This window comes from Veillonella sp. AF36-20BH (assembly GCF_003602765.1).
Lineage (GTDB): Bacteria > Bacillota > Negativicutes > Veillonellales > Veillonellaceae > Veillonella > Veillonella hominis.
Genome location: NZ_QTLR01000006.1, coordinates 60,166 through 83,931, shown reverse-complemented (window position 1 = coordinate 83,931; position 23,766 = coordinate 60,166). Strand labels below are relative to the sequence as shown.

At 37.4% G+C, this 23,766-nt stretch carries 23 protein-coding genes, 1 tRNA gene and 2 pseudogenes; 24 read left to right on the top strand and 2 right to left on the bottom strand.

Going from position 1 to position 23,766, the window contains the following annotated elements; translation table 11 throughout:
• Nucleotides 1–54: 54 nt before the first annotated feature.
• From hisC to DW000_RS07635, 4 genes are all read left to right on the top strand, one after another.
• Entirely contained in the window at nucleotides 55–1,131 is a 1,077-nt protein-coding gene (hisC, locus tag DW000_RS07650; RefSeq protein WP_120055868.1) for a histidinol-phosphate transaminase, read from the top strand.
• 78 nt (nucleotides 1,132–1,209) lie between these two features.
• Nucleotides 1,210–1,836, top strand: coding sequence for an imidazole glycerol phosphate synthase subunit HisH (gene hisH / locus DW000_RS07645; protein ID WP_120055866.1), 627 nt, complete (start codon nucleotides 1,210–1,212; stop codon nucleotides 1,834–1,836).
• A 281-nt stretch (nucleotides 1,837–2,117) separates the two neighbouring features.
• The gene (locus DW000_RS07640; RefSeq protein WP_120055864.1) at nucleotides 2,118–3,950 is read left to right on the top strand and encodes a carbon starvation protein A; all 1,833 of its coding nucleotides are present in this window, start codon (nucleotides 2,118–2,120) and stop codon (nucleotides 3,948–3,950) included.
• Nucleotides 3,951–4,173: 223 nt separating this feature from the next.
• Entirely contained in the window at nucleotides 4,174–5,799 is a 1,626-nt protein-coding gene (locus DW000_RS07635; RefSeq protein WP_120055862.1) for a membrane biogenesis protein AsmA, read from the top strand.
• Between the two features lie 167 nt (nucleotides 5,800–5,966).
• On the opposite strand, the gene DW000_RS07630 is transcribed toward DW000_RS07635, so the two are convergent.
• Nucleotides 5,967–6,698, bottom strand: coding sequence for a copper amine oxidase N-terminal domain-containing protein (locus DW000_RS07630; RefSeq protein ID WP_120055860.1), 732 nt, complete (start codon nucleotides 6,696–6,698; stop codon nucleotides 5,967–5,969).
• A 467-nt stretch (nucleotides 6,699–7,165) separates the two neighbouring features.
• Here DW000_RS07630 and DW000_RS07625 point away from each other — a divergent pair, with 467 nt between their 5' ends.
• The 8 genes and pseudogenes from DW000_RS07625 (at nucleotide 7,166) to DW000_RS07600 (ending at nucleotide 11,954) form a co-directional block, all read left to right on the top strand.
• Entirely contained in the window at nucleotides 7,166–7,627 is a 462-nt protein-coding gene (locus DW000_RS07625; RefSeq protein ID WP_060919281.1) for a hypothetical protein, read from the top strand.
• Nucleotides 7,628–7,783: 156 nt separating this feature from the next.
• Entirely contained in the window at nucleotides 7,784–8,125 is a 342-nt protein-coding gene (locus DW000_RS07620; RefSeq protein ID WP_060919282.1) for a hypothetical protein, read from the top strand.
• A 23-nt stretch (nucleotides 8,126–8,148) separates the two neighbouring features.
• The gene (locus DW000_RS07615; protein WP_060919283.1) at nucleotides 8,149–8,775 is read left to right on the top strand and encodes a hypothetical protein; all 627 of its coding nucleotides are present in this window, start codon (nucleotides 8,149–8,151) and stop codon (nucleotides 8,773–8,775) included.
• The gene (locus DW000_RS07610; RefSeq protein ID WP_060919284.1) at nucleotides 8,775–9,116 is read left to right on the top strand and encodes a hypothetical protein; all 342 of its coding nucleotides are present in this window, start codon (nucleotides 8,775–8,777) and stop codon (nucleotides 9,114–9,116) included. Before DW000_RS07615 ends, DW000_RS07610 begins: the two co-directional genes overlap by 1 nt.
• A gap of 353 nt (nucleotides 9,117–9,469) precedes the next feature.
• Nucleotides 9,470–9,664: pseudogene (locus DW000_RS09910) on the top strand (hemagglutinin repeat-containing protein); the annotation flags it as partial.
• 108 nt (nucleotides 9,665–9,772) lie between these two features.
• Complete coding sequence (locus tag DW000_RS09905; RefSeq protein WP_230949603.1) at nucleotides 9,773–9,910, top strand: hypothetical protein; 138 nt, start codon at nucleotides 9,773–9,775, stop codon at nucleotides 9,908–9,910.
• Nucleotides 9,895–11,421, top strand: a complete 1,527-nt coding sequence (locus DW000_RS09900; protein ID WP_229039637.1) for a hypothetical protein — start codon at nucleotides 9,895–9,897, stop codon at nucleotides 11,419–11,421. Before DW000_RS09905 ends, DW000_RS09900 begins: the two co-directional genes overlap by 16 nt.
• Complete coding sequence (locus DW000_RS07600) at nucleotides 11,418–11,954, top strand: hypothetical protein (RefSeq protein WP_060919286.1); 537 nt, start codon at nucleotides 11,418–11,420, stop codon at nucleotides 11,952–11,954. Before DW000_RS09900 ends, DW000_RS07600 begins: the two co-directional genes overlap by 4 nt.
• Before the next feature lie 144 nt (nucleotides 11,955–12,098).
• Here DW000_RS07600 and DW000_RS07595 read toward each other — a convergent pair.
• A pseudogene (locus DW000_RS07595) lies at nucleotides 12,099–12,266 on the bottom strand (class II fumarate hydratase); the annotation flags it as partial.
• Between the two features lie 952 nt (nucleotides 12,267–13,218).
• Between DW000_RS07595 and DW000_RS07580 the strand changes: the two are divergent.
• The 12 genes from DW000_RS07580 to hydE all read left to right on the top strand — a co-directional run bounded on the left by DW000_RS07580 (nucleotide 13,219) and on the right by hydE (nucleotide 23,368).
• Nucleotides 13,219–14,040 carry a hypothetical protein gene (locus tag DW000_RS07580; RefSeq protein WP_133300042.1) on the top strand — a complete coding sequence of 274 codons (822 nt, stop codon included), beginning with the start codon at nucleotides 13,219–13,221 and terminating at the stop codon, nucleotides 14,038–14,040.
• Nucleotides 14,041–14,131: 91 nt separating this feature from the next.
• Nucleotides 14,132–14,629 (top strand): preQ(1) synthase, encoded by a 498-nt coding sequence (gene queF, locus DW000_RS07575; protein WP_060919289.1) that lies wholly within the window; start codon nucleotides 14,132–14,134, stop codon nucleotides 14,627–14,629.
• A gap of 1 nt (nucleotide 14,630) precedes the next feature.
• Entirely contained in the window at nucleotides 14,631–15,491 is an 861-nt protein-coding gene (locus tag DW000_RS07570; RefSeq protein ID WP_120055858.1) for a hypothetical protein, read from the top strand.
• 214 nt (nucleotides 15,492–15,705) lie between these two features.
• Nucleotides 15,706–16,620 carry a cysteine synthase A gene (gene cysK / locus DW000_RS07565; RefSeq protein WP_120055856.1) on the top strand — a complete coding sequence of 305 codons (915 nt, stop codon included), beginning with the start codon at nucleotides 15,706–15,708 and terminating at the stop codon, nucleotides 16,618–16,620.
• A 163-nt stretch (nucleotides 16,621–16,783) separates the two neighbouring features.
• Nucleotides 16,784–17,395: a serine O-acetyltransferase EpsC gene (epsC, locus tag DW000_RS07560; RefSeq protein WP_120055854.1), complete on the top strand. Its 612-nt coding sequence runs from the start codon at nucleotides 16,784–16,786 to the stop codon at nucleotides 17,393–17,395.
• Between the two features lie 402 nt (nucleotides 17,396–17,797).
• Nucleotides 17,798–18,232 (top strand): DNA starvation/stationary phase protection protein, encoded by a 435-nt coding sequence (locus DW000_RS07555; protein ID WP_004697769.1) that lies wholly within the window; start codon nucleotides 17,798–17,800, stop codon nucleotides 18,230–18,232.
• A 50-nt stretch (nucleotides 18,233–18,282) separates the two neighbouring features.
• Nucleotides 18,283–18,373: transfer RNA gene (locus DW000_RS07550), tRNA-Ser, on the top strand.
• Nucleotides 18,374–18,583: 210 nt separating this feature from the next.
• The gene (locus DW000_RS07545; RefSeq protein ID WP_120055852.1) at nucleotides 18,584–19,333 is read left to right on the top strand and encodes a hypothetical protein; all 750 of its coding nucleotides are present in this window, start codon (nucleotides 18,584–18,586) and stop codon (nucleotides 19,331–19,333) included.
• A gap of 19 nt (nucleotides 19,334–19,352) precedes the next feature.
• The gene (locus tag DW000_RS07540; RefSeq protein ID WP_118091105.1) at nucleotides 19,353–20,612 is read left to right on the top strand and encodes an Nramp family divalent metal transporter; all 1,260 of its coding nucleotides are present in this window, start codon (nucleotides 19,353–19,355) and stop codon (nucleotides 20,610–20,612) included.
• 306 nt (nucleotides 20,613–20,918) lie between these two features.
• Entirely contained in the window at nucleotides 20,919–21,521 is a 603-nt protein-coding gene (locus tag DW000_RS07535; RefSeq protein WP_120055850.1) for a hypothetical protein, read from the top strand.
• Entirely contained in the window at nucleotides 21,499–22,245 is a 747-nt protein-coding gene (locus tag DW000_RS07530) for a YaaA family protein (protein ID WP_120055848.1), read from the top strand. Before DW000_RS07535 ends, DW000_RS07530 begins: the two co-directional genes overlap by 23 nt.
• A gap of 4 nt (nucleotides 22,246–22,249) precedes the next feature.
• Nucleotides 22,250–23,368: a [FeFe] hydrogenase H-cluster radical SAM maturase HydE gene (gene hydE, locus DW000_RS07525; RefSeq protein WP_120055846.1), complete on the top strand. Its 1,119-nt coding sequence runs from the start codon at nucleotides 22,250–22,252 to the stop codon at nucleotides 23,366–23,368.
• Nucleotides 23,369–23,766: the final 398 nt, after the last annotated feature.

Sequence of the window (23,766 nt, the reverse complement as noted above, 5' to 3'; positions counted from 1 at the left end):
TTTTATGTGTTATATGAGTTATATGCGTTAAGGAATAGATAGAAAGGATAGCCTATGAAAGAGATAATTCGCACATTGAAACCTTATATACCTGAGGAGCCAGCTGAAGCGGTGAAAGAGCGCCTTGGTGTAGACCGATTGGTGCGCTTGTCGGCGAATGAAAATCCATACGGCACATCGCCATTGGTACGGGAGGCTATCCTTAGCTATGTAACTCATAATGATGCCAACTACTATCCGGATGGCAACGCCTCCGATTTGCGTATGAAACTCGCTGACTACTGGCAGGTACAACCTGAGCAACTCGTCATCGGCGTAGGTCTCGATGAGGTCATCGCCATGGTCAATAAAACATTGATTACCGCTGGTGACTCCATCGTAGTAAGCGTGCCAGCCTTCTCGGAATATGCTTTGAATGGCCTCGTGGAAGGTGCTGAAATCCGCGAGGTGCCAGCTAATTTTGAAACGGGACAGTATGATTTTTCTGCTCTCGTGAAAGCTGTAGATGAAACGACATGCCTCGTGTGGATTTGTAATCCTAATAACCCAACAGGCACCTATGAGTCTGTTGAAGATATTCGCAAATTTGTAGCAGCTGTACCAAAGGAAACCTTGGTCATCATAGACGAGGCGTATATCGATTTTGTTACCTCCGTAGCAGTTCCTACATCACGTGCGCTATTGGATGAATTTCCTAATGTGGCAATTATGCGTACCTTCTCGAAGGCCTATGGCCTTGCCAACTACCGTGTAGGCTACATGATGACACCTTTAGAATTGGCAAATTATATGCAAACCATTCGATTACCGTATAATTTGAATACCTTATCTCAAGTGGCTGCAGAAGCCGCTTTCCGTGATCAAGAATTCGTGGCGAGAACGGTCTCTCAAAATGCAGAGGAACGGGCAAAATGGGAAAGCCTCTTTGATGAGCTAGGTATTCACTACTATAAGAGTGAGGCTAATTTTATTTTCTTTGCAGCGCCTGATGCGGAAGGTCTTGCAGATGCTTGGCTTAAATCAGGTTACCAGGTGCGCCGAGGTCAACGAGAAGGGTGGTTGCGTCTTACGATCCCCATGCCTCAAGATGGGGATGTTATGCGCAAGATATTAAGAGACTTCATGAATTAATTCGTACAGAATAACGTACAATTCGTAATACGTTTTGTTTAATCTTATCGTGTTTTACCCTATAGAATGGAGTTTATTATGATTGCCATTATAGATTATGATGCAGGGAATACCTTCAATGTCCAGAAAGCCTTAGCTTACATTGGTCTTGAGACAGTGCTAACGGCAGATTCGGCGACTATATTAAATGCTGATGGTGTTCTCTTGCCAGGTGTAGGGGCATATGCACCGGCGATGGCAGTTCTAAAAGAGCGTGGTTTAGTCGATGTCATCTATGAGGTAGTAAAGCGGGATATACCTTTATTAGGTATTTGTTTAGGCATGCAACTTTTATTTGAAGAATCTGAAGAATACGGCCCAACGCCCGGTTTAGGGCTTATTCTCGGTAAGGTAAAAGAAATTCCTCGCAACCTTGGCCTTAGCGTGCCTCATATGGGTTGGAATAAAAATGTAGTACACCAGCCTCATAGTGCTTTTAGCAATGTAGATGATCAATATACATATTTCGTTCATTCCTATTATGTGGATACAGATCCTAAATATATCACATCTACTGCAAATTATGGTATCGATGTACCTGGCATTGTAGAACGAGGTAGAGTATATGGAATGCAATTCCATCCTGAAAAAAGCGGTGTCGTAGGTCTAAATTTGTTGCGTACATTTGGGACTATTACAAAAACTTATAGAGTAGCAGGAGAATAGGGATATAGCTATCTTTCATTACAGATAGGAATAAGTCATTCAGTAACCAATATATCTAGGATAATAACGGCATCTCATAGGTAGAGAATGCGGTTATTATGCTTTATAGTTATACTTAACTTTCAAAATGAGAAATTAATAATTGACACCTTGTTGATTAGTTATACAATAATGTTGTAAGTACTAACATTTTAGGAAGCCATTGTGGCATGGATACGATACATAAGTTTTATCAGTAATATTCATATACTCCATGTCACGTGATTATTGGAGGTGTTTATATGGTTATGAATGGTATTTACTTAGTTATTGCCTCCGCGTGTATTCTAATTTTAGCGTACCGCTTTTATGGGGCTTTTATAGCGGCTAAGGTACTGACATTGGATCAATATCGTCCAACGCCAGCCATGGTTCACAATGATGGTCACGATTACGTGCCAACCAACAAATGGGTAACCTTTGGTCATCACTTTGCAGCAATTGCTGGTGCAGGTCCACTTGTAGGTCCTGTTATCGCAGCACAGTTTGGGTATTTGCCTGGGGCATTATGGATCCTAATTGGTTCCGTATTAGCCGGTGCTGTACATGATATGGTTATCTTGTTTGCTTCCGTTCGTTACGATGGTAAATCGATTGCGGATATTGCTCGCGAAGAAATCAGTAAACTTGCTGGTTTTGGTGCTATGCTCGCTACCTTATTCCTATTGATTATTACCCTTGCTGGTATGGCTGTAGTAGTAGCTAACGCATTGCATAACTCTCCTTGGGGATTCTTCTCCGTATTTGCTACCATTCCAATCGCTATTTTTATTGGTATTTATTTGAAATGGTTGCGTCCTGGTAAAATCCAAGAGGCGACTATTATTGGGGTAGCCTTAATCTTCGCAGCTATCATCTACGGTCCAAATGTAGCGGCTAGCGAATATGCATCTTGGTTCACATACGACTTGCAAACCATTGAAATTATGCTTGCTGTGTATGGTTTCTTCGCAGCTGCATTGCCAGTATGGTTGTTACTTGCTCCTCGTGACTATTTGTCCACATACCTTAAAATCGGTACAATCGGCGCATTGGCACTTGGTATTATCATTGTAATGCCTGAAATTCAAATGCCAGCTGTAACTCCTTACATCTGGGGCGGCGGTCCTGTATTGAAAGGTTCCGTATTCCCTTACATCTTCATTACTATCGCATGTGGTGCGTTATCTGGCTTCCATACTGTTATTGCTACTGGTACAACACCTAAAATGCTTACTAATGAACGAGAAATCTTACCTATCGGTTATGGTGCGATGTTAACAGAAGGCTTCATCGCTATGATGGCGTTGATTGCTGCTACTGCATTGCATCCAGATGATTACTTTGCGATTAACTCTACAGTTGAGTCATTCAAAGCTTTAGGCCTTCAAGTCCATGAATTGCCAGCATTGTCTGCAATGGTTGGTGAAGACTTGATGCACCGTCCTGGTGGCGCCGTATCCCTTGCAGTAGGTATGGCTCATATCTTCTCCAGATTGCCTAACATGGATCACTTGATGGGTTACTGGTATCATTTCTGTATCATGTTCGAAGCATTGTTCATCATGACATTAATCGATGCTGGTACTCGTGTAGGTCGTTACTTACTTCAAGAATTATTAGGTCATTTCCATCCTAAATTCAACGACCAACACTGGGCTCCTGGTGTGTATGGTTGTGCTGCTTTAATTTGTATCTTGTGGGGCTACCTAGTTCTACAAGGTAATATCGGTATTATCTGGCCTCTATTCGGCGTATCAAACCAATTATTAGGTACCATGACATTGGCCGTAGGTACTACAGTTATTATGAGACTTGGCCGCAAACGCTATGCTTGGGTAACAGGTATTCCTTGTATCTTAATGGCTATCGTTGCTATTGCAGCAGATTTTGAAAACGTATTTAACAGCTATATCCCAGCTGGTAAATGGATTCTAGTAGTATTTAGTGCGGCTATGTTCCTCATGATCCTTATCGTATTAATTGAAGCTGTACGCAGCTGGATTCGCTTGTCCAATATTCCTCAAGATTATCGGACTCAAGCTGAAATCGAAGCTGAAAGCCTTGTAAAATATGGTAAAGAAGTAAAAGCATAAGATTGATTATTGCAATATATAAAGTGCACTCACATTTGTGGGTGCACTTTTAATCTATAAATTTGCTGTCTTTTTTATAAAATAGTTAGGTAATGGCGCCTTGCATGCAGAGTTTTCTGTGAGCAAGGCGATTTTTGTATGGAAAAGAGTTTCTTATGGTCAATATGATTGATACAGGCAACACCACATGGGTATTGTGATTTGAATATGTTATAATAGGGCTATGAAACATTATATACGTTCTTATTGGACAAAATATAAACAATTGTATAAGAAAGGCCTAAAAGGCATTGCTGCCTTTCTTGCCATTGGAGCGATTATAGTCTTTGTACTAGCAACCATTGCTAGTCGTGGAATGGGCGTTATTTTTAATGAGGTTATGGCTCGACAAACTATGATGCGCGGTACGGTTACTGTTGAAAGTTTATCTGCTACCCCGTGGGGGACTCTGACTTTTACAGGCCTTGTTTGGAAGGACCCAGAAGGACATGAGTTGTTCAATGCACCAAGCGGGAAAGTCCGCGTCAATATGTGGGATGTGGTGACACGTAACTTTAAGTCCTCTGCTATCAAAGGCATTGAATTAGATAATGCGGTTATAGTCATTGATTTGGACGATAATAATAGGTTAGATTTCGCGCCCATATCTCCAGATGTAAATAAACCAATTAATGAGGTAGAGCCTCGTCCGAAAGCACCTAAAAAGACCACACAAGAACGGCAAGAGGAACTAGGTAAGAAAGTACGTAACTTTAATTGGCAAGGTCAACATTTAGATCTTAAGATTACACTTAGAAATAGTCAGTTAGAGGTCTTTAATAGAAACCGCCATTATGTGATAAAGAATGTAAACTCAAAAATTGATCTTGATAGTAAGAGGGTCATTCGTATCGATATGGAAACGGGCAAATTTGGTGGTACAGCCATAGGGGATGGTCTCGTATTAAAAGGTCGTGTAGATTTAAAGGATGTTTTAAAGCATCGCATGCCTCAACTGGATCTACAATTTGATGTGAAAGGGGTGGATCCATCATCACTAGGCTTTGGTGAGAATATTCATGATGCCATGACCTTGCTTACAAAGGTAACAGGCGATTTTAACCGTCCTTTTGCTAAAGGTCGTGTGACGATGCCTATTTTACGGATTCCTGCACTTACTTTTGAGAATGTAGTAGGAGATGTGACGTACCAAGATGGTATTTTGAATTTTGAAAACGTTAGTGCCAATGTATACAGCGGTAAATTGGAGGCTAAGGGTGTATATAATTTGGACACTCGAGCCTATACGATTACAGGCGTAGCAAAGGATTTAGATAGTAGTGTAGCCCTCAAGGCTCCTGAGTTTCTCGTGCCCGTATCGGCAAATTTGAACTTTAAAAGTGAAGGCCAACCTCGAGATATGGAGGTATGGGGTAACTTCTGGTCTGGTGAAGGGCACTATATGCTAATTCCGATTCAAAGCATTACGGGAAACTTTCACAATAAAGGGCGGCATTTATCCTTTAGCGATGTGAACGTACATACGAAAATCACCACTATCACTACGGATGCTCTGCGTATCGATGATGGACAGCTCACGATGGGGCCGCTTAATATTACTTCTCACGGGGGTAGTAATTTCATTCTGTATGATGAGTCATTTGATGAAATTGATGAAAATATGACTCGCATTAAAGATGATATGAAACAAGCTAGGGAAAATAGTAGACGTGCTTCTGACTCTGCAAAAGACATCGACAAATCTGGCCTTACAGCGCCGGACATAAAAGAATCCATGAAGGATCTGAAGCGGAGTATGGATACGGCAAAAGATAGTATAGATAATCTGTCAAAAAACAGTAAGCAATAAACTGTATTGAGCTGTAAAGGGTAAGAAGTAATAATAAAGTAACAATATAAAGTAACAAAAATAATAAACTAACAAAAATCAAAAAAGAAGGCAATCTATCATGGTGATGAGTTGCCTTCTTTAAGTTATAAGGTGCTAAATTATATATAGCTATACGAAAGATTTTATTATCTGTTTAATCCGTTAGAGCGTACATATTCGGTATTTTCTGTGTCTTTGGTATCTGTTTTGGTGTTAGTTCGTTTTACCGTAATAAGAGGTTTCTTTTCTTTGGTTTCCTTTTCTTCGTATGGAATTACTTTATCTCCTTGATCCGGTAAAAATGTTTCGATACCGTTTCGTTTGCCTTTTTGCGTGTTTGAATCAGTGGCCAATTGACTTTGTTGTGGAACGATATAGATTTCGTCTTTATTGATGGTTACATCATTTAGCAAGAGTTTGAATGCATTTGGACTTACATATAGAATTCCGTCTACCATACGTGCTGCAGGCAGTAAAGATTCGGATGTATCAAGGTTGATGATTTGCAGTTTACCCTTGCGCACGACTTGTTTAGAGTCCGGTTGTACCGCTAATGTAGCAATGTTCATGTCGATCAATGCTGTTTTAGTAGGTGCATCCCAAGATACTTTGTAACCTAATGCTTCTGATACTTGACGTAAAGCTACGAGTGGCTGACCGTCAACATAGATGACATTTGGCTTTTTATCGATTGGCTCCAATAATATGCCATCTACATTGATGTAATGCTGTGTCGTTACTGATGCAGGTCTTTTTAAACTCTGCGTCGGTGCAGGTGTATCCATACCGACTGCTGCCTGTGCAGGCTGTACCACTCCGCTTGTGAAAGCCAGCGCTCCTAAGGCTATACCGGATACAATAAGTTGTTTTAATTTCATGGTAACCTCCATTGTGTATAAAACGTCACGATAAATCATAATTGGTACTATAACATGGATATATGAATATTATATTATGAATTTTAATTTTATAAAACTGATAAAGGAGAAGGAGTAAATTTATCGATTTTATACCTAGGCTTGATTGTAAAATATATTTATACTTTACAACAAAACTTTAATTATGCTATTCTGAGGAAACATGATTAATAGTATTGGTGTTCATATGCAGGAAATGAGGACTGTGACTAACTCTCGTGTTCAAATTGATTTTAAATTTGATAAGTTAAGAATAGTATGATTTTCTGATAATTTATTTCTTACATCCTGAGAATAGTGTGAAGTTTAGGCTTGATAGTAGGAAACGTATATGTTCTGTTGGGCTTGTATTTAGTTAAATGGTTCAGATAAAAAACTTTAAGGGGTATCTATGAAGAGGATCGAGGTAATATGTAGTGAAAATAATAATGAAATTAAAACGTTATATCATTTTTATACTATTATGTATCGGGATATGTTTAATCTTAAATCCAGTAGAACGAATATATGTTTTTATCTTTGCGGAGCGCTATGCTACGGAATGCTTTGAAGGATTAAAGATTCAAATTTTAAATAATGGAAACGTAATTTATAAAGATAGTCTTTTTGATGAACCGCTTGTTATATTTGAAAAAGTATTATGCTATCGTGAAGATGATGATAAAATTATTTTTTGTAAATATAACTATTTGTTTAATGGAACATTCAACTATAAATATTTAGTCTATCACAAATTTGATTCATCATTTAGCACATATTATTCGGAGGGCCCTTATTTACATACTGATTATGGATTTAAGTTGAAGTATTCTGATGATCGTTATTATGATGATGATAATTATGCCATTACAGTTCCCAGTAAATGGGTTTTGCTAACGCCATGGCATTAGTATGAATTACAGTATTTAAATAGGCTCTATAATAAGTGTTGGAGGTCTTGCTGCTGGTCTTGCAGGTGCTTTTGTTATTGGTATTACTGGAGCAACACTTGGCGATTGCGTTAAAGATGAAATTAAATTTAATTTAAAAAAGGATGTAGATAAGTAATGTATCAAGATTTGATTATAATATTGGGGATTATATTTCTCGTATACAAACTTATTACACATGAAGGTAAGCTTAGTTTAGCTAGAATTATTGCAACGGTTTCTATTATTGTCGGTTGTGGATTAGTATTGCTGAGTAAACTGATATCTCCATTTGTTTTACTATTTTGGTGGCTAATTTGTCTCGGTATTTCTTTAATAGGAATGTATTTTGTGCCAAGTAGTGAGAATTATGATGAGGATAAAGCCCAAAAGCATCAAAAGCTATATAAAGGGGCTTTATACTCCTGGATATTTATGATAACTTTATATATTTTTCTATATATTTTGATTTATTATTAGCTATATCCTTGTTATTGAGGGTAGTGTCAATAATTTTGTGTAAATTATATTCTTTAATAAGAAACCATATTCATCAATATAAAGAAAAAATAGGTGCTGTTAATCCCACATATGGATTTATATATAACTATTATAGATCTGATGGAAGAGAAGTAATTGATATTATAATTAAAAGAACAAAAGAGTATAAAGCTGGTTCGTTTGATAAACCGAAGTTCTTGTCTTTTAATCATAGTGAAATACTAAAAAATTCTAATAATTCAGAATTTGTTTGGACTAAGGAGGCTTTAGGAAAGTCAGTTGCTCAAAATGTATTATCAGAGGTGGGAAATCAACCATGGGTTGGATATGTGCATTATGCAGAGAACGCATCAAAATTTACTCGAACTGTAGCGAAAGTTGGAGGGCCTGTTTTAATAGGTTACTTACTTTACGATATGCAAAATGATTACCAAATGTACAGTGGTCGAGAACTAGCTAAAGCTTGGGGCGCGGATTTACTTCCTGTAGTTTTCGGATTGGGTGGAGGTGTTGCTGGCAGTGCTGGTGGACCAGCAGGTTCTTTTGTCGTTGGTGTTACTTTGGCGACAACGGGAGACTATTATAAAGATAAGATTAAGTCTAATTTGAAAAAGGATGTAGTTAAGTAATGTCTCGAGATTTGATTATAATATTGGGGATTATATTTCTCATATACAAACTTATTACTCATAAAGGTAAGCTTACTTTAGCTAGAATTATTACATTTTTAGGCCTTGCAATGGGAAGCGGAATAGCTTTGCTTCATGAATTTGCCCCAGTATTTGTATTATTTTTTCTGACAATAGTTTGCATGGGAATTTCTTTGGTTGGGATGTATTTCATGCTTAAGAATGACGAGTTTGAAAGTGATAAAGTAGAGAAATATCAGTCCAATTTTAAAGTAGGCGTATATACTTGGTTATTTCTAGTCGCTTTATACATATATTTATATGTTTTAACCTATTATTAGATACTTTGATAATGTATATAGTAGGATTTTATTGATTAATATGTAACTCTAATATAAGGTATATAAACATAAAAAGGACGCTATAGTCTAATCTTCAGTAGTATATACAGAATGGTTTAGAACTATAGCGTCTTTTTATTTAATCGCTCATTTGAGGTCTGCGTAGATGTTACAGATAAGTCATAGAGCTGAAAGAGAGTTTATTTCATGCGAACATTAAAGCTGTTGGTGAAGCAATTTCAGGTAAATCAGTCAAATTAGTGGCTTCTAATGATGTATCTTTACAAGCGGCAACGAATACAAGTGAAAAGCTTGAAAATGCTAAGAGTAAAGGCTAGTCTGTTGGGGCTAATATTAGTGTTGCTGGTGGCGGTATACTTGGTTTTGATGCAAGTGCTAATGCTGCAAAACAAAAGGGTAATACAAAGGTAACAACACATACTGGTACTACTGTTGTAGGTACGGATGCTGTTAATATTACATCAGGAAAGGATACCTATATCAGTGGCTCCAAGGTAATTGGTAAATCTGTAACAGCCGACGTAGGTGGAAATCTTTCTATTGAAAGCTTACAAGATACAAAGACATATGTAGGTGAAAGCTCTAATAAAGGGTTTAGTATATCTACAAATGCGGGTTCTCTAAGTAATGTATCTATGAGCTCAAGCAAAGGTAAAATGAAAAGTGATTATGCAAGTGTTACTGATCAAGCGGGGATATATGCAGGTGATGGTGGCTTTGTAATTTTAAGAACCTTAGTAAAGCAGGAAAAGATGCTGTGTGGAACACATTAGGCACATTACCTAATCTGTTACCAGACTCTAGCAAATCTACTTCTACTACTACAAAATCTGCTATTTCAAATGGTACAATAGAAGTACGAGATGCTGGCTTTAATATGCAAACACTGTCTCGAGATACAAAAGATAGCTTGAATAAGCTTGATGAAATCTTTGATAAAAAGAAAATTGAAGAACGTCAAGAATTATCTAAGTTATTTGCAAAAGAAGCCTTTGAACAATTACATAATTGGAATCCAATCTCTAAAGAAGGTAAAGCCGCAAAAGCAATAGCCCATGGTGTAGTCGCTGAAGTATCTGCTCGTATGGCAGGGAATAAACCGGGTAGTGGGTTTTATGCTGGAGCTACCAATGAAGCATTAATTGGAGAGATTCAAAAAATTGCAAAAGAAAAACCTGATGTAGCTCAAACATTAAGTGCTTTATTAGGTGCTGCTGTAAATGGTAGCTTAGGCTATTCCCCTGTGACAGGTGCAGCTGAAGCACAATATGGGACTAAATGGAATCAATATTTAACAACAAATCCAGATACAATATATTTGGCAAAAAAATATTTAAAGAAAAAGAATGGAGAAAGTTTAAGTGAGCGTGAAGTAATATTCCTTTTGGAGAATTTAAGGAGTATAGCTGAAAAAGATAGTGATAAAGCCAAATCTTGGGAGATAATGTCAGAATCATATTGGGATTTATCTCATTGGGAGGATTTTCTTATTTCATATGGCAATTTATCCTATCAAAGTATCTCTGACTTTGAACATCATTATAGTTTATTGAAGGATGAACAAATTAGATTACAAAAAGAGTTAGTCAAACAAGGGTATGTGTTTACTGATGTTGTACCGGTTAAAGCTATTTATGTTGATGAAGATAGGAGAGCCTTGGATGAAGCAATAAGATTAGAGAAGGAAAAGGATATTGATATTAATAAAGAAAGAGATGTTAATAAACGTCAGAATATAATTCACTACACAGCAAAGGAAGCCGGGATGGCTTTTGAACGTAATGTACTTAAATCTAAATATCCTGTGTTAACAGTTTTTTTTGAAAAAATGAGAACTGGGAATGGTAGTATGGAAAAGTATAACTCGAAAAGTATTTTAGCAAAAACAATTGCGCAGTCAAATGGCATTAAAGATATTTTAGTTTCTTTGCGTGATGAGGATTTTGATAAGGATACAAATAGTGTTTTAAAACGTATTGATATTAATTTTGCTAAGACTGAAAAGGGTGGCGCCTGGTCTGATTTAGGGGCATCGGTAGGAAGAATGGCTGCTAGATTAAAAGTTATAAAGCATGGTGATTATTATGATGTCAAACTTTTAGGTTTCGATAGATCTAATTATGAATATAAAGAGGATGCTAGTGATATAAAAGATAAGTGGATTAGATGGGCCAATAATTTCTTTTATGATTTACAACAACAAGGTTTAATTACTCCGTTTTCTTTTGAGGTAACTTCTAATTTTTACTTCAATAAGTCTAATGGAAAGGTATATACTAAATGATAGTACTAAAATCTTTACTGAAAAGGATGGGTTATTTTGTAATTATATTTATTAGTATTGTAGCTATATATATAATTACCTATGTTGCTTCTACAACAACCTTTTTAGCTACCTCTAATTATGACTCTTCTCTTGGTAGGGAGGCTGGGTATCTTAATGATATGGATTATGATTTGTATGTTCCAGGAGAAATACTGACTGTTGAAGTTTATAATGATTATGAGATTGCATGTTTAACGTCTTTTGGTGCTATTTTTGTAAATGGTAATGAGGGGAGTATTCACTATCTTATTGAAGTCGATGATAGAGCCTCACTTTTAAAAGAAATTGCTTCTTATAAAGATAAAGCTAAGAAACGACAGGTTGTAGTGTATGATAGCAGTCAATCGTTAAGTGATAAAGAGAAAAAGCTCTATCAAAAGTTAATTGATAGAATTGATAAACGATTACCTACTTATGTTGACGTAAATCGAGAACCAAAATGGCTTCAAGTTCTAAGAAATATAACAGGTAATGATAAAAGCTTAATATAGTTGTTTCAATAAATCTAAAAAGGACGCTATAGTCTAATCTTCAGTCGTTATACTGATTGATTTAGAACTATAGCGTCCTTTTTTATTCCGTTCATTTGAGGTATGAGAGGATGTTACAGATATGTTATAAAGATGAGAGAGATTTTATTTCATGCGAACTGCTTCACCGAATTCGTCTTCGGTCATGAGTTTTTCTTCCAATATGATTTCTTTAATAGAGCAACCGCGTTTGTATGGTTCTTTTACTATCTTAGTACTCTTATCATAACCGATGTATGGTGTTAAGGATGTGGCAATCATGATGGATTGTTCTAATTTTTATTATATAAACTTATATAAATTTTGTGATATATTAGAATTAAAATTTTAGTTGTGTTGTAAACGAGTAGTTTTAATGATAGGAATACTCATATGTTATTTTTAAAAATTTATAATTATTTTGTGAGGGGCGTTGTACTTTTCTTTCTTATAATTATCCCTTTTACTATTGTTACAAATCCTGAAATGATCGAGGATGAAGTCGATTTTCATTTTTTTGTTACTCTATATATTGTAATCCTTTTGAGCTATGTGGTATGGACCTATATTTATAACTATTTAAGACGTAAAAGAGGTTAGCATTTGTGCATATTCATTTACCATTAGTTTTCGTAGTCATCTTTTACTCGGCAATTGTTCTCTATTGGATCATATATAAGATACTCTTAAGAAAAAAACTTTCACCATTACTAGTATCTTTAATTGCTAATTCTAATTATAGTTTTATTAAATTTATCTCTTGGGCGATAATTATTACATACCCATTCATGCTTTTTAGCATGTTTTATTTCTTAGATTACATAGCCGTGCCAATTGTTATGGCTTGGTTTTTACAACCTGTTTTAGTTGCAGCTACACTATTCAGGCAGTCATCACACAGTCGTTATTATGATTGGGCTAGAAAAAAACAGATGTATGTAGTGTGGATTGTATTCTTTTATTTATTAGCGGTTCTAGGTGTATTGAAATTTTATGATTTTTTGTAGCGTTTAAGTTGTAAAGAAAAAGTATATTCCCTTTATTGAGAATCAAGGGAGAAGTAGGAATGCCTGCTAACAATAAAAATTTTTTAAAAGCTATATTTTCATAAAGGTGTAGATGCTCACTTAGAAGTATTTGATAAAAATGGAAATCATTTAGGAGAAGCAGATCCTATAACTGGAGTGATTAGGGAGGGATCTCAAGACCGTAGCAAAAAACTTAGAAAGGATTTAAGGTAATGATTATGAAACCTATTAAGTCTTTATATAGTAGATATAACCAAAATGATATTTGTATGTTAGAACGAATAGGACCATATAGCATAATAAATAATAACCATCAAGGGATTATTGTATTGGACTCCTCATGGAATGAAGTGAAAAAAATTAAGGTAGATGAAAATCTATTTTTCCCTGAAGCCAGATATATAGATTACGTCAATAATAGGATACTTTTTAAGTTAGAAGCATTTCTGTGCTTAATTGATATTGAGAGTAGTTGGGTTAAACTAATAGAGCTTCCTAGTGATTTGCAAGATTTATGTTTTTCAGACTTACATTGTTTTGGCAAAGACTATATTATGATAGGTACGAGTAAGAATGTAGTATCTTTGGATTTAATTGACTTTAAAGTTACAGTGCTAGATCTTGATTCTGTTAATGAATATCCATTTAATGAGTATCGAAATAGATATAATGGAATAGTGACGTATTTTAGAAATCATAAATTAATTTGTCATGACTCTAAAAATATAATAATTGTAGATGGTACACGTGTTATTGAAATTCCAGATGTAGTTTCTATCAAATACTATCAACTAATGGCCTCTAATAGATATTTGTTAGCAATTGGTGAAAAACAGCTACAGCTTATTAATATAGAGAATGCTAGGGAAAGTAAATTAATCTCTTTTTCATTTCCATGTTATTGTGTTGGTGCAGATATATTGGAGGAACAGGATACAATCCATCTCTCTCTTTTATTACATAATGATTGGGAAGAGATTATGCGTGTGGAAGAATATGCTTTTACCTTTGATGAATTACATGAGGATGTTGTGCTATAAGTAATTCTTTATATGCTATAATTAAGTGTTACATGAATTATTTAATATATCTTAATTATAGAGTTATAGAGATTATAGAAAGAGGTTCTTTATGGCATCCGGCAGATCTGAAAAAGAGTTACAAGGGGTAACGATGTTAGGTCACAAGACCGATTATCCTACTGATTATGCACCACAGGTGTTAGAGGCGTTTGATAACAAGCACCCAGAGAATGATTACTTCGTTAAGTTTAATTGCCCTGAGTTTACTAGCTTGTGTCCTATGACAGGTCAACCAGACTTTGCCACAATCTATATTTCTTATGTGCCAGATAAGAAGATGGTAGAGTCCAAGTCTTTGAAGTTATATCTATTTAGTTTCCGCAATCACGGGGACTTTCACGAGGACTGCATCAACATCATCATGAAAGATCTCGTGAAGTTGATGGATCCTAAATATATCGAGGTGTGGGGCAAGTTTACGCCGCGCGGTGGTTTGTCCATCGATCCATACGCAAACTATGGCAAGCCTGGTACAGAGTGGGAAAAGACTGCAAAAGAGCGCCTTCATTTCCACGACATGCAGCCTGAGCGCGTAGCATACCGTTAATATGGCATACGAATATTTAACAATGGTCACATCCTTTATTACTTGTTTTATGATTGGTGTGACCTTGTCTTTACAACCTGCATCGATAATCGTAGGGACTCACACTCATTTAAGAGAACAAAGTAAATGGACTCGCTGGAACGGATATATCATTTTTGTGTTGCTCCTATTTGTGCTAGATATGCTTGTAACAAATGGTATATATATTGCGTTTCACGATGTGTATGGTAATCTCTTTAACATTGGTTATCTTGATTTCGATCTGATGGACATGTTCTTTAGTGAAAGCTTTCAAATAGGTGTTATTCTAGTCTTTTCGCTCATATTGTTTCAAGTATTAGGGCTCGTTGATTTAGCTCATGGAGAACGGGATTTATCCTTTTATTATGACCAGGTAGATGCGGGTAAACAGAAGTCATCTTGGATGGAGCAGTACATGTGGAGCCAAAGAGGATCTCTTGGAGCGAGCTTGGTGGGTTTGCTCTATATGCTGAAAATGACGATAAAAACAATGTGGCCTTATACCGTGTGCCTAGTGTGGTTTAAAATCCTAGCCATACTTGCAAATGCACTAGTATCACCAAGTATTAACCGAATTATGCATGTTAATAATGAAATGACTACCCTAATCATTTTCGACCCATACATTATCACCTATACAGTTGCTGGTTTCTTATGGGGTCATGTAGCGTTACATCATGATATAACTAAAGTATCGCACTTAGCTAGTAGCATGGCTATATCTCTTATCCCTCGTCTTACAGTCTTGGTAGGAGCAATTTTCTTTATTGGATTGGCCCTCATCATTATAATGGTACCCATCACATGGGATGGGGTACTTGACGCACTTACAAAAAAATAGATAAAGCTAGTTATTTCCTGTATTTTTAGGGTTTTAAAAGTCGTTCTCATTCTCTTGACAATGAAATGATTCAAATGTTAGAGTATGGTTGTATTAATTGGAATACATAAACGGTTATACCCCGTATATGGTGAATAACAAGGTGCAATATAATATCGTCCTTGGGATGTTCCTAAGGGCGATTTTTATCATCTATCGCTAGAGGGAGGATTAGATGAGTATAGTAACAAGCCAAACAATTGAACTTATTGGTAAAACACCGATATATCAATTGCCAAATACCAATATTTATGTAAAGCTTGAAAAATATAATGTAGGTGGTTCTGTAAAAGACCGTGCCGTACTCGGTATGTTACAAGCTGCAAAAGAGCAAGGTCGCATCCATGAGGATAGCATCATTGTAGAAGCCACAAGTGGTAATACGGGGATCGCTCTTGCTATGGTAGGCGCTATTCTACATATTAAAACAGTGATTATCATGCCTGAAAGTATGAGTAAAGAACGCCGTGAGCTTATCAAGGCGTATGGGGCGCAGCTCATCTTAACACCAAAAGAAACAGGTATGAAGGGGGCTCTTGAGCGGGCCAATGAAATTTTAGAGAAGTATCCAAATGCTTTCACCTTGGGCCAATTCGTAAATCCTGCAAACCCAGATATGCATTACCGCACGACGGGTACTGAAATTGTAGAACAAGTGCCGAATGTCGATGTATTTGTAGCGGGTATCGGCACGGGTGGTACTTTCACAGGCGTTACGAGACGATTGAAAGAACATAATCCTAATCTAAAAGCCATTGCTGTAGAGCCAACGGGATCTCCTGCTATTACCGAAGGTAAGGGCGGCCCTCACAAAATACAAGGTATTGGGGCTGGTTTCATTCCTGAAAACTTTGACCAAACATTGATGGATGGCGTGCAAACGGTAAGTGACGAAGAAGCTTTTAGCGAGGTGCAAACCTTTATGCGTGAAAGTGGTATCTCTATTGGCCTTTCCGCGGGGGCGGCCATTGTAGTGGCAAAACGCATGGCTCGTGAGTTACCTAAGGCGAATATCGTTGTTATTGCACCTGATGGGGTAGAGAAATATTTATCCCTCTTGGACTTTGGCAACAACGAATACGTTAAATAATAGATTTCAAATAGATACAATACTGAATTTTAGATTGGTAAAAGAATAGGTTCTATATAGATATAAAGCCTTATATATAGGAATATAGACCAAATATGTTGTATACTAGATATATCTATATTTTTGTAGAATGTTAAGTAGAGTTATTTGAGATGGAGTCACTATGATGCAAGGTTTGCGCAAATTATGGGGCAAAATTCAATATAATATTAAGCGCGTAATGGATTCTGACCCAGCTGCCACAAGTGTATGGATGGTTATATGGACATATCCTCATATTACGGCTTTGTTCTGGCACTTCTTTGCCCACCGTTTATATAAGGCGGGGTGGCCCATCTTGGCTCGTCGTGTGGCTCTCCATTCTCGGCATGTGACGGGCATTGAAATCCATCCAGGTGCGACGATTGGTCGCGGTCTCTTTATCGATCACGGTATGGGGGTTGTTATTGGTGAAACGGCTATTGTAGGCGATAATGTAACCTTGTTCCATCAAGTAACACTAGGTGGGATGTCTTCTAAAAAGGTAAAGCGCCATCCGACCATTGAAGATGATGTACTCATCGGTACGGGTACAAAAATCTTAGGGGATATTACGATTGGGGCGCGCACGAAGATCGGTTGTAATCTCGTTATTAAACATGATATTCCTAAGGATATGGTAATCTTTGAAACAGATCCAGAAAATATGTATGTCCGTAAACCTAGTCGCAATGCAACTGCTGCACAAGCAGAGGAGAAGAAAATTCCTGATAATTACATAGAATACTATATTTAATATAAAAATGTATTTAATATATACTCATTTTAATATAGAGTCATATTGAATATAGAATCATACAAGCCTCTAATTATTAGATTAACTAGTAGTTAGAGGTTTTTATGATTCGTAGAAATATGATTCTATGAATTATTGGATTTAGATTTGGTATGGATTGTATTGTATTGGATTGGATTGGGGATATGTTTGATTTAGTATGGTTATAATGTTTTCATTAAACTTTTATACAAAAATATCTATTCATATATTGACATGGAAAATCATTATTGGTAAAATATAAATATAATCAATATTGATTATAAATTAAATAAACGAATTGATGGCGTAGAAGCCAACTGTGTTTGTTCTGCTTTTAGAATAAACTATAATTGAGAATTAAGTGAAAAAAGGAGTTTTATTATGAAAAACGTACAACAAGTAAATCAATATTTAGCAGATCTTTCCGTATGGAATGTAAAATTACATAACCTACACTTCAATGTAACTGGTCCGCAATTCAAATCTATTCATGAATACTTGGAATCCATTTATGATGAAGCCTTTGAATACTTTGATGCCGTAGCAGAACATGTGAAAATGCAAGGTCAATTTCCGTTGGTAAATTCTGCAGAATACGCAAAATTGACTAAAATCGAAGAATTGGGACAAGAAGACATTCCTCAAGCAAAGGTAATTGATATCCTTCTTAAGGATTTTAAATACATGAATGATCAAGCTGTAGCAATTCGTGCAGCAGCTGATGAAGAAGGTGATTTCTTGCTCGTAAGCATGATGGAAGATCACGTTGCATACTATGTAAAACAGATCTGGTTCATCGAATCTATGCTGAAATAAGACGATTGACAATGCCTTATTGGGTATGATATGATTACCCAGTAAAGCATGGAGGATTACTCAAGAGGCTGAAGAGGACGGTTTGCTAAATCGTTAGGGCGGGTTACCGTCGCTAGGGTTCGAATCCCTAATCCTCCGCCATGTAAAGACCTCACATCACTCGATGTGGGGTCTTTTTGTATAATATAGTGATTTATTATATTATTTATATAGGCCTAATTTGTGAGGATTCGAGTGAGTCCAAGGCCTTATTAGTATTGAATGACACAGGTGTGTAAGGTTATAGAGTTGACGTATGTCTAGGGGTTTCATATAATAGATTGTATAAAATGTAATTTTAAGGAGACTCTTATGAATACAAAACATACACGTCAAATGAATCGTATCCGTCGAGCGTTAGGCATTAGTGCATTATGCCTTGTTGCGTCTGTTGGGTTTAGTCATGCTGAAAGTATTGCCATCCCAAGTGCACGTCCTATGGTGGATGGCGTAAGTGCTGATGTAGAGGCTGTTAGTAGTTCTAGTAAAGGACAACAGCATGTGAACTCAGATGTTATTACGCCTAATGATTGGACATATACAGCGTTACAAAGGCTCATTAAACATGGTGCTATTACAGATACTCACGGATTTACTTTTGATGGTGCTAGCTACACAAAGGATGAGCTTATGCCGCTTATCGATGAGGTAGTCACAAAACGTGAGCAAATGAACGACAATGATCGAGAGTATGCATTGCGTATTTACCAAGAAAATATGCGTGATGTAATGGATTACCGTATTGCTCGCGATAAAAAAGCTACTGATGAGCGCCGTCAAAAACTAGATGAAAAGCGTGCTGAAAGGGCTAAAAAATCTGGTAAGACCTATCAAGTATCCAAGGATCAACAAGAGGCCCTTGATAAGGCTGGCGATGAAGTAGCAAAACCGGAAGAACGGGCTTTAACAGATGAACAGATCAAAGATAAAATGAAGAAATTTAAAATTGATGATTCTCGCGTTAAGGTAAATAATCAAGTGCGTATTCGTTACGCTGATTCCAAGGATAAAAAGTCTAAAACAGATGCTCGTATGCAGACGGAGATGACGTTCACTCTATAACTCTTGGTAAGGGGTTATAATGATTGATTTTTTAAAGAAACAATTGTTTACTGTCCATCAAAACGGTAAGCAACAGGTAAGTGATGTCTTTAAATATATAGGACCTGGTATAATCGTAACCGTTGGATTTATCGATCCAGGCAACTGGGCCGCTAACTTGGCAGCTGGAGCCAGTTATGGTTACGAATTATTGTGGGTAGTCACACTATCTACGATTATGCTCATTTTATTACAGCATAATGTGGCACATTTAGGCATTGTACGCGGTCAATGCTTGTCGGAATGTGCCTATGAATTCTTACCGCGTTATGCATCTCGCTTTGTGCTTAGCACGGCAGGAATTGCGGCGGCAGCGACGGCCTTGGCTGAGTTTATTGGTGCCGCTATCGCCTTGAAGATGCTCTTTGGTATTCCTATCTTGATAGGCAGTAGTCTGACGGCTCTTATCTGTACGGTCATGCTCATTACGAACTCCTATCGTAAATTAGAGCGAATCATTGCTGGCTTTGTGTCCCTCATCGCGTTGGCGTACCTCGTTGAGGTAAATATGGTCAATGTGGATTGGGCAGCGGCTGGTATCGGTTGGGTGGATCCTAATATTCCTAATACATCGATGCTCGTTATTTTGAGTATATTAGGGGCCGTAATTATGCCTCACAACTTGTTTTTACACTCTGAAATCATCCAAAGTCGCCAGTTTAATACACAAGACCCAGCGATTATGAAACGGCAGTTGCGCTATGAATTCCTCGATACTTTGTTATCTATGGGGATTGGGTGGATGATTAACTCCGCCATGATTATATTGGCGGCGGCTGTCTTCTTTGCTCATGGAATTGAAGTAACAGAGCTTGAACAGGCTGAAGAGTTGTTGCGACCACTCATTGGACCCGCAGCGGGTATTATTTTTGCAATAGCATTGTTATTTGCAGGTTTTGCCTCATCCGCTACGGCAGGTATGGCGGGGGCAAGTATCTTTGCAGGAATGTTTGGCGAGTCTTACGATATGAAAGACTTCCATACGCGATTAGGCTTGGCACTAACATATGTTCCAGCATTATTGTTGATCGTGTTTATTACAGATTCCTTCCAAGCATTATTGTTCTCTCAAATGTTCTTGAGCTTGCAATTACCAATCACCATCTTCTTGCAACTTTACATGACGAGTAGCCGCAAGGTCATGGGAGAATACGCAAACCGTAAATTTACAAATATTCTCTTATGGAGCATAGGTATCATCGTTACGATCATGAATATCTACTTATTGATTGTAGGCTAATAGAATATTCTTTGTTAGTTACCAAAAGGTTTATTATAAAATCATAATTAGAATACAGCATTAGAGTACAATATTAGAGTATAATATTAGAGTACAACATTAGAATACAAAATTAAAATGCAAAGGACCGCTATGGCGGTCCTTTTGTCATGTTACTAACGTATCTATTATGTGAAAAGCGTATCTTTGAATACCCAAGAGGGGTATAAAATATGGTACAATTAAAGATAGTATAATTAAAATTAATATAATATCTGTTGGGGATATTCCTTAGCAGTGTGATATATGGAAAACTAGGAGGCCCTAATGGCAAAGGAAATCAAAGTGCAAGAGACAATACAATCTGATTTTAGTGTTGTGGTTAACGACATTGCTGAAGAGTTATTGACGCGCCTCAATATGGATGAGGATGGTTCTGTTATCGATATGTTCCAAACAGGCTCTTTTGATCCTTGGCAGTTATTTGTATTTTTTGGCGCTTTAGAAAAAGCTCTTATTGAGTTCAGAACGGATAAACGTAAGAAAACAGTTATCGTTCATGCACAACCTGAGGCTTTTATCGGCATTGGCCGCGTAGTGACACCTGTATCTACTATGCTTGAGCATGTATTGATGTCTCGTTTAAACGACATGAGCGAAGGCCGCTTGGAAACAGGCATGCTCACAGTATCTGCTGAAAGCATCGATTACGAAGGTGTAAATCTTAAAGGTCGTCACGTGGTTATCGTATGTGATCTTGTAGATGAAGATTCTAATTATCTCAAAGAATGCATTAAATTATGTAAAGAATTGAAAGCAAGCCACGTAGTGGCGGTGCCTCTCATGTTGTGGAACCCTGAATTGATCGACAATTTGACAGAGGAATCTATTAAGGCGGAATTATCCCATGAAAATCGTCCTCTCTCCTAGTAAGACAAAAACGATTGCCGATGTTGCTAGCAACGCTGAGGCAGTACATCATGCAGTCCGAGACGGCCAATTTCAGCCGAACATCACGAAAGAAATTGTAACACATGTACAATCCCTTGATGTAATAGCTCTTGGAAAGGCGCTAAAGCTAAAGGCTGATAAGGCGCAAGCTCTTTTTGATTTTTATCAGTCCTTTGAGGCTCATCCCGTAGGTCGTGCCTGTGAAAGTTATGATGGCATTGCTTTCAAATATTTGGACTGGTCGAACTTATCTGATGAAGCCAAGACCTTTGGTGAAAGCCATCTCGTTGTGCTGTCTGCATTATACGGCATTGTTGAACCTAATATGGGAGTGCGCGACTATCGACTCGATATGGTCGATAAGGTGGGCATTAATCTATACGATACATGGCGTGATGCGGTGGATGTATACTTTTACAAGGAAGATTGGATTCTAAACCTAGCCTCTAAAGAATATGCAAAAATGGTGAATCATCCAAAGGTGGTAACCGTTGAATTTTGGGAATTACGGGGCGATACGTTTAAGCAGATGAGTACGTCCTCCAAAATGAGTCGCGGTGTGATGGCTCATGAATGTTTAACTCGACAAGTGAAACATGTGCGGGACTTGCCGCGCGAAGTCAATGGATTTATTTGTGTTTCTGACATTGAATCCATTACCATACCAAGCGAATCGATGACGGTTCGTTACGAAAGGAAGTGATTGTTTGCAAGTGCAAGACATTCTTGCAAAAGACCTCGTCGGTGATGAATGGCTGACCGAGGAGGAATTGCGATTTCTCATGTCTGTAACTGATGAAGAACAGTTGCAGTTGATATATAAAAAGGCCTACGAAGTGAAGGCAAAATATGTAAAGCCTGTAGCATACTATCGCGGCCTCATTGAGTTCTCGAACCGATGCATTAAGAATTGTAATTACTGTGGCATCCGTCGTGAAAACGATAAGACGGAACGCTTTGATATGAATCGCGAAGATATCATCAAGATGGCACAGTGGGCATACGATCATGAATATGGTTCCATTACACTCCAATCTGGTGAACGCTGTGATGATGCCTTTGTGGACTATGTTGTGGATTTAATTCGCGACATTAAAGCCATTGGCGATGGTTCTCTAGGCATTACAATGTGCGTAGGGGAACAAAGCGAAGAGGTGTACCGCCGCATGCGTGAAGCTGGTGCGAGTCGTTATTTATTACGCATTGAAACAACCAATACAGATTTATACCATAAGATTCATCCTCGTGATGAATTACATTCCTTTGAGACGCGCGTAGAATGCTTACGTCGTTTGCGCCGCGTAGGCTTCCAAGTTGGCACAGGTGTTATGATTGGTCTACCTGGGCAAACAGAAGATGATCTCGTAAATGATATCTTGTTCTATCGCGATATGGATATCGACATGATCGGTATGGGCCCTTATGTGGTGCATCATGATACGCCTCTGGGCCAAGAAGCATTGGCAATGGGCATTGATGATGAAGAGGGTAAGTTGCGACGAGTTCAACTGGGCCTCAAGATGATTGCCCTAACTCGTTTATTCTTGAAAGACGTAAACATTGCGGCAACTACTGCCTTACAAGCACTAGATAAACTAGGCCGTGAAAAAGGTTTAGCGGCTGGGGCGAATATCCTAATGCCTATCATCACCATTCCTGAACACCGTGCAAAATATTTGCTATATGATAATAAACCTTGCGTGGACGACAATGCAGAACAATGTAAAGACTGCCTGACGCGCCGCGTAATGTCCATCGGTGATACAGTAGGTTGGAAACAAAATGGGGACTCCAAACACTACGGTAAACGGACGGGAGAATTTTAGTATTCTATGATTTACCTATATCTTTTAGTGAATTATATATTTACCACTAGTATTGCCTATATATAGATGGGACCCCGTTACATAATGACAACTTAATTAAAAAAGACGGTCTATACTTGCTTGCTCCTCGTTCCTGATGTCGCTGCACAAGTACAGACCGTCTTTTTTATAACTTTGTGAGGGCACTAGTCCCATCTATATAGGTTTACGAATAAAGCTTTATTAATAGATCTTTAACTTCATTATAAACATAGAAATACTAAAATTCTTTAGGAATAGAAGGAAAGTCGTCGAAACTATAGATGACTAGTATTGCAATATTAGTTATACTCTGTACGGGTACGGAACTCTTCTAAGTCCTTATTGGTAAATTTGAGTCTTTATTCGTCAAATATAGA

What these genes read in the sequence shown, in the direction of transcription:
- hisC (WP_120055868.1), top strand. Translation starts at nt 55, where the DNA reads ATGAAAGAGATAATTCGCACATTGAAACCTTATATACCTGAGGAGCCA.
- hisH (WP_120055866.1), top strand. Translation starts at nt 1,210, where the DNA reads ATGATTGCCATTATAGATTATGATGCAGGGAATACCTTCAATGTCCAG.
- DW000_RS07640 (WP_120055864.1), top strand. Translation starts at nt 2,118, where the DNA reads ATGGTTATGAATGGTATTTACTTAGTTATTGCCTCCGCGTGTATTCTA.
- DW000_RS07635 (WP_120055862.1), top strand. Translation starts at nt 4,174, where the DNA reads ATGAAACATTATATACGTTCTTATTGGACAAAATATAAACAATTGTAT.
- DW000_RS07630 (WP_120055860.1), bottom strand. Translation starts at nt 6,698, where the DNA reads ATGAAATTAAAACAACTTATTGTATCCGGTATAGCCTTAGGAGCGCTG.
- DW000_RS07625 (WP_060919281.1), top strand. Translation starts at nt 7,166, where the DNA reads ATGAAATTAAAACGTTATATCATTTTTATACTATTATGTATCGGGATA.
- DW000_RS07620 (WP_060919282.1), top strand. Translation starts at nt 7,784, where the DNA reads ATGTATCAAGATTTGATTATAATATTGGGGATTATATTTCTCGTATAC.
- DW000_RS07610 (WP_060919284.1), top strand. Translation starts at nt 8,775, where the DNA reads ATGTCTCGAGATTTGATTATAATATTGGGGATTATATTTCTCATATAC.
- DW000_RS09905 (WP_230949603.1), top strand. Translation starts at nt 9,773, where the DNA reads ATGAGCTCAAGCAAAGGTAAAATGAAAAGTGATTATGCAAGTGTTACT.
- DW000_RS07600 (WP_060919286.1), top strand. Translation starts at nt 11,418, where the DNA reads ATGATAGTACTAAAATCTTTACTGAAAAGGATGGGTTATTTTGTAATT.
- DW000_RS07580 (WP_133300042.1), top strand. Translation starts at nt 13,219, where the DNA reads ATGAAACCTATTAAGTCTTTATATAGTAGATATAACCAAAATGATATT.
- queF (WP_060919289.1), top strand. Translation starts at nt 14,132, where the DNA reads ATGGCATCCGGCAGATCTGAAAAAGAGTTACAAGGGGTAACGATGTTA.
- DW000_RS07570 (WP_120055858.1), top strand. Translation starts at nt 14,631, where the DNA reads ATGGCATACGAATATTTAACAATGGTCACATCCTTTATTACTTGTTTT.
- cysK (WP_120055856.1), top strand. Translation starts at nt 15,706, where the DNA reads ATGAGTATAGTAACAAGCCAAACAATTGAACTTATTGGTAAAACACCG.
- epsC (WP_120055854.1), top strand. Translation starts at nt 16,784, where the DNA reads ATGATGCAAGGTTTGCGCAAATTATGGGGCAAAATTCAATATAATATT.
- DW000_RS07555 (WP_004697769.1), top strand. Translation starts at nt 17,798, where the DNA reads ATGAAAAACGTACAACAAGTAAATCAATATTTAGCAGATCTTTCCGTA.
- DW000_RS07545 (WP_120055852.1), top strand. Translation starts at nt 18,584, where the DNA reads ATGAATACAAAACATACACGTCAAATGAATCGTATCCGTCGAGCGTTA.
- DW000_RS07540 (WP_118091105.1), top strand. Translation starts at nt 19,353, where the DNA reads ATGATTGATTTTTTAAAGAAACAATTGTTTACTGTCCATCAAAACGGT.
- DW000_RS07535 (WP_120055850.1), top strand. Translation starts at nt 20,919, where the DNA reads ATGGCAAAGGAAATCAAAGTGCAAGAGACAATACAATCTGATTTTAGT.
- DW000_RS07530 (WP_120055848.1), top strand. Translation starts at nt 21,499, where the DNA reads ATGAAAATCGTCCTCTCTCCTAGTAAGACAAAAACGATTGCCGATGTT.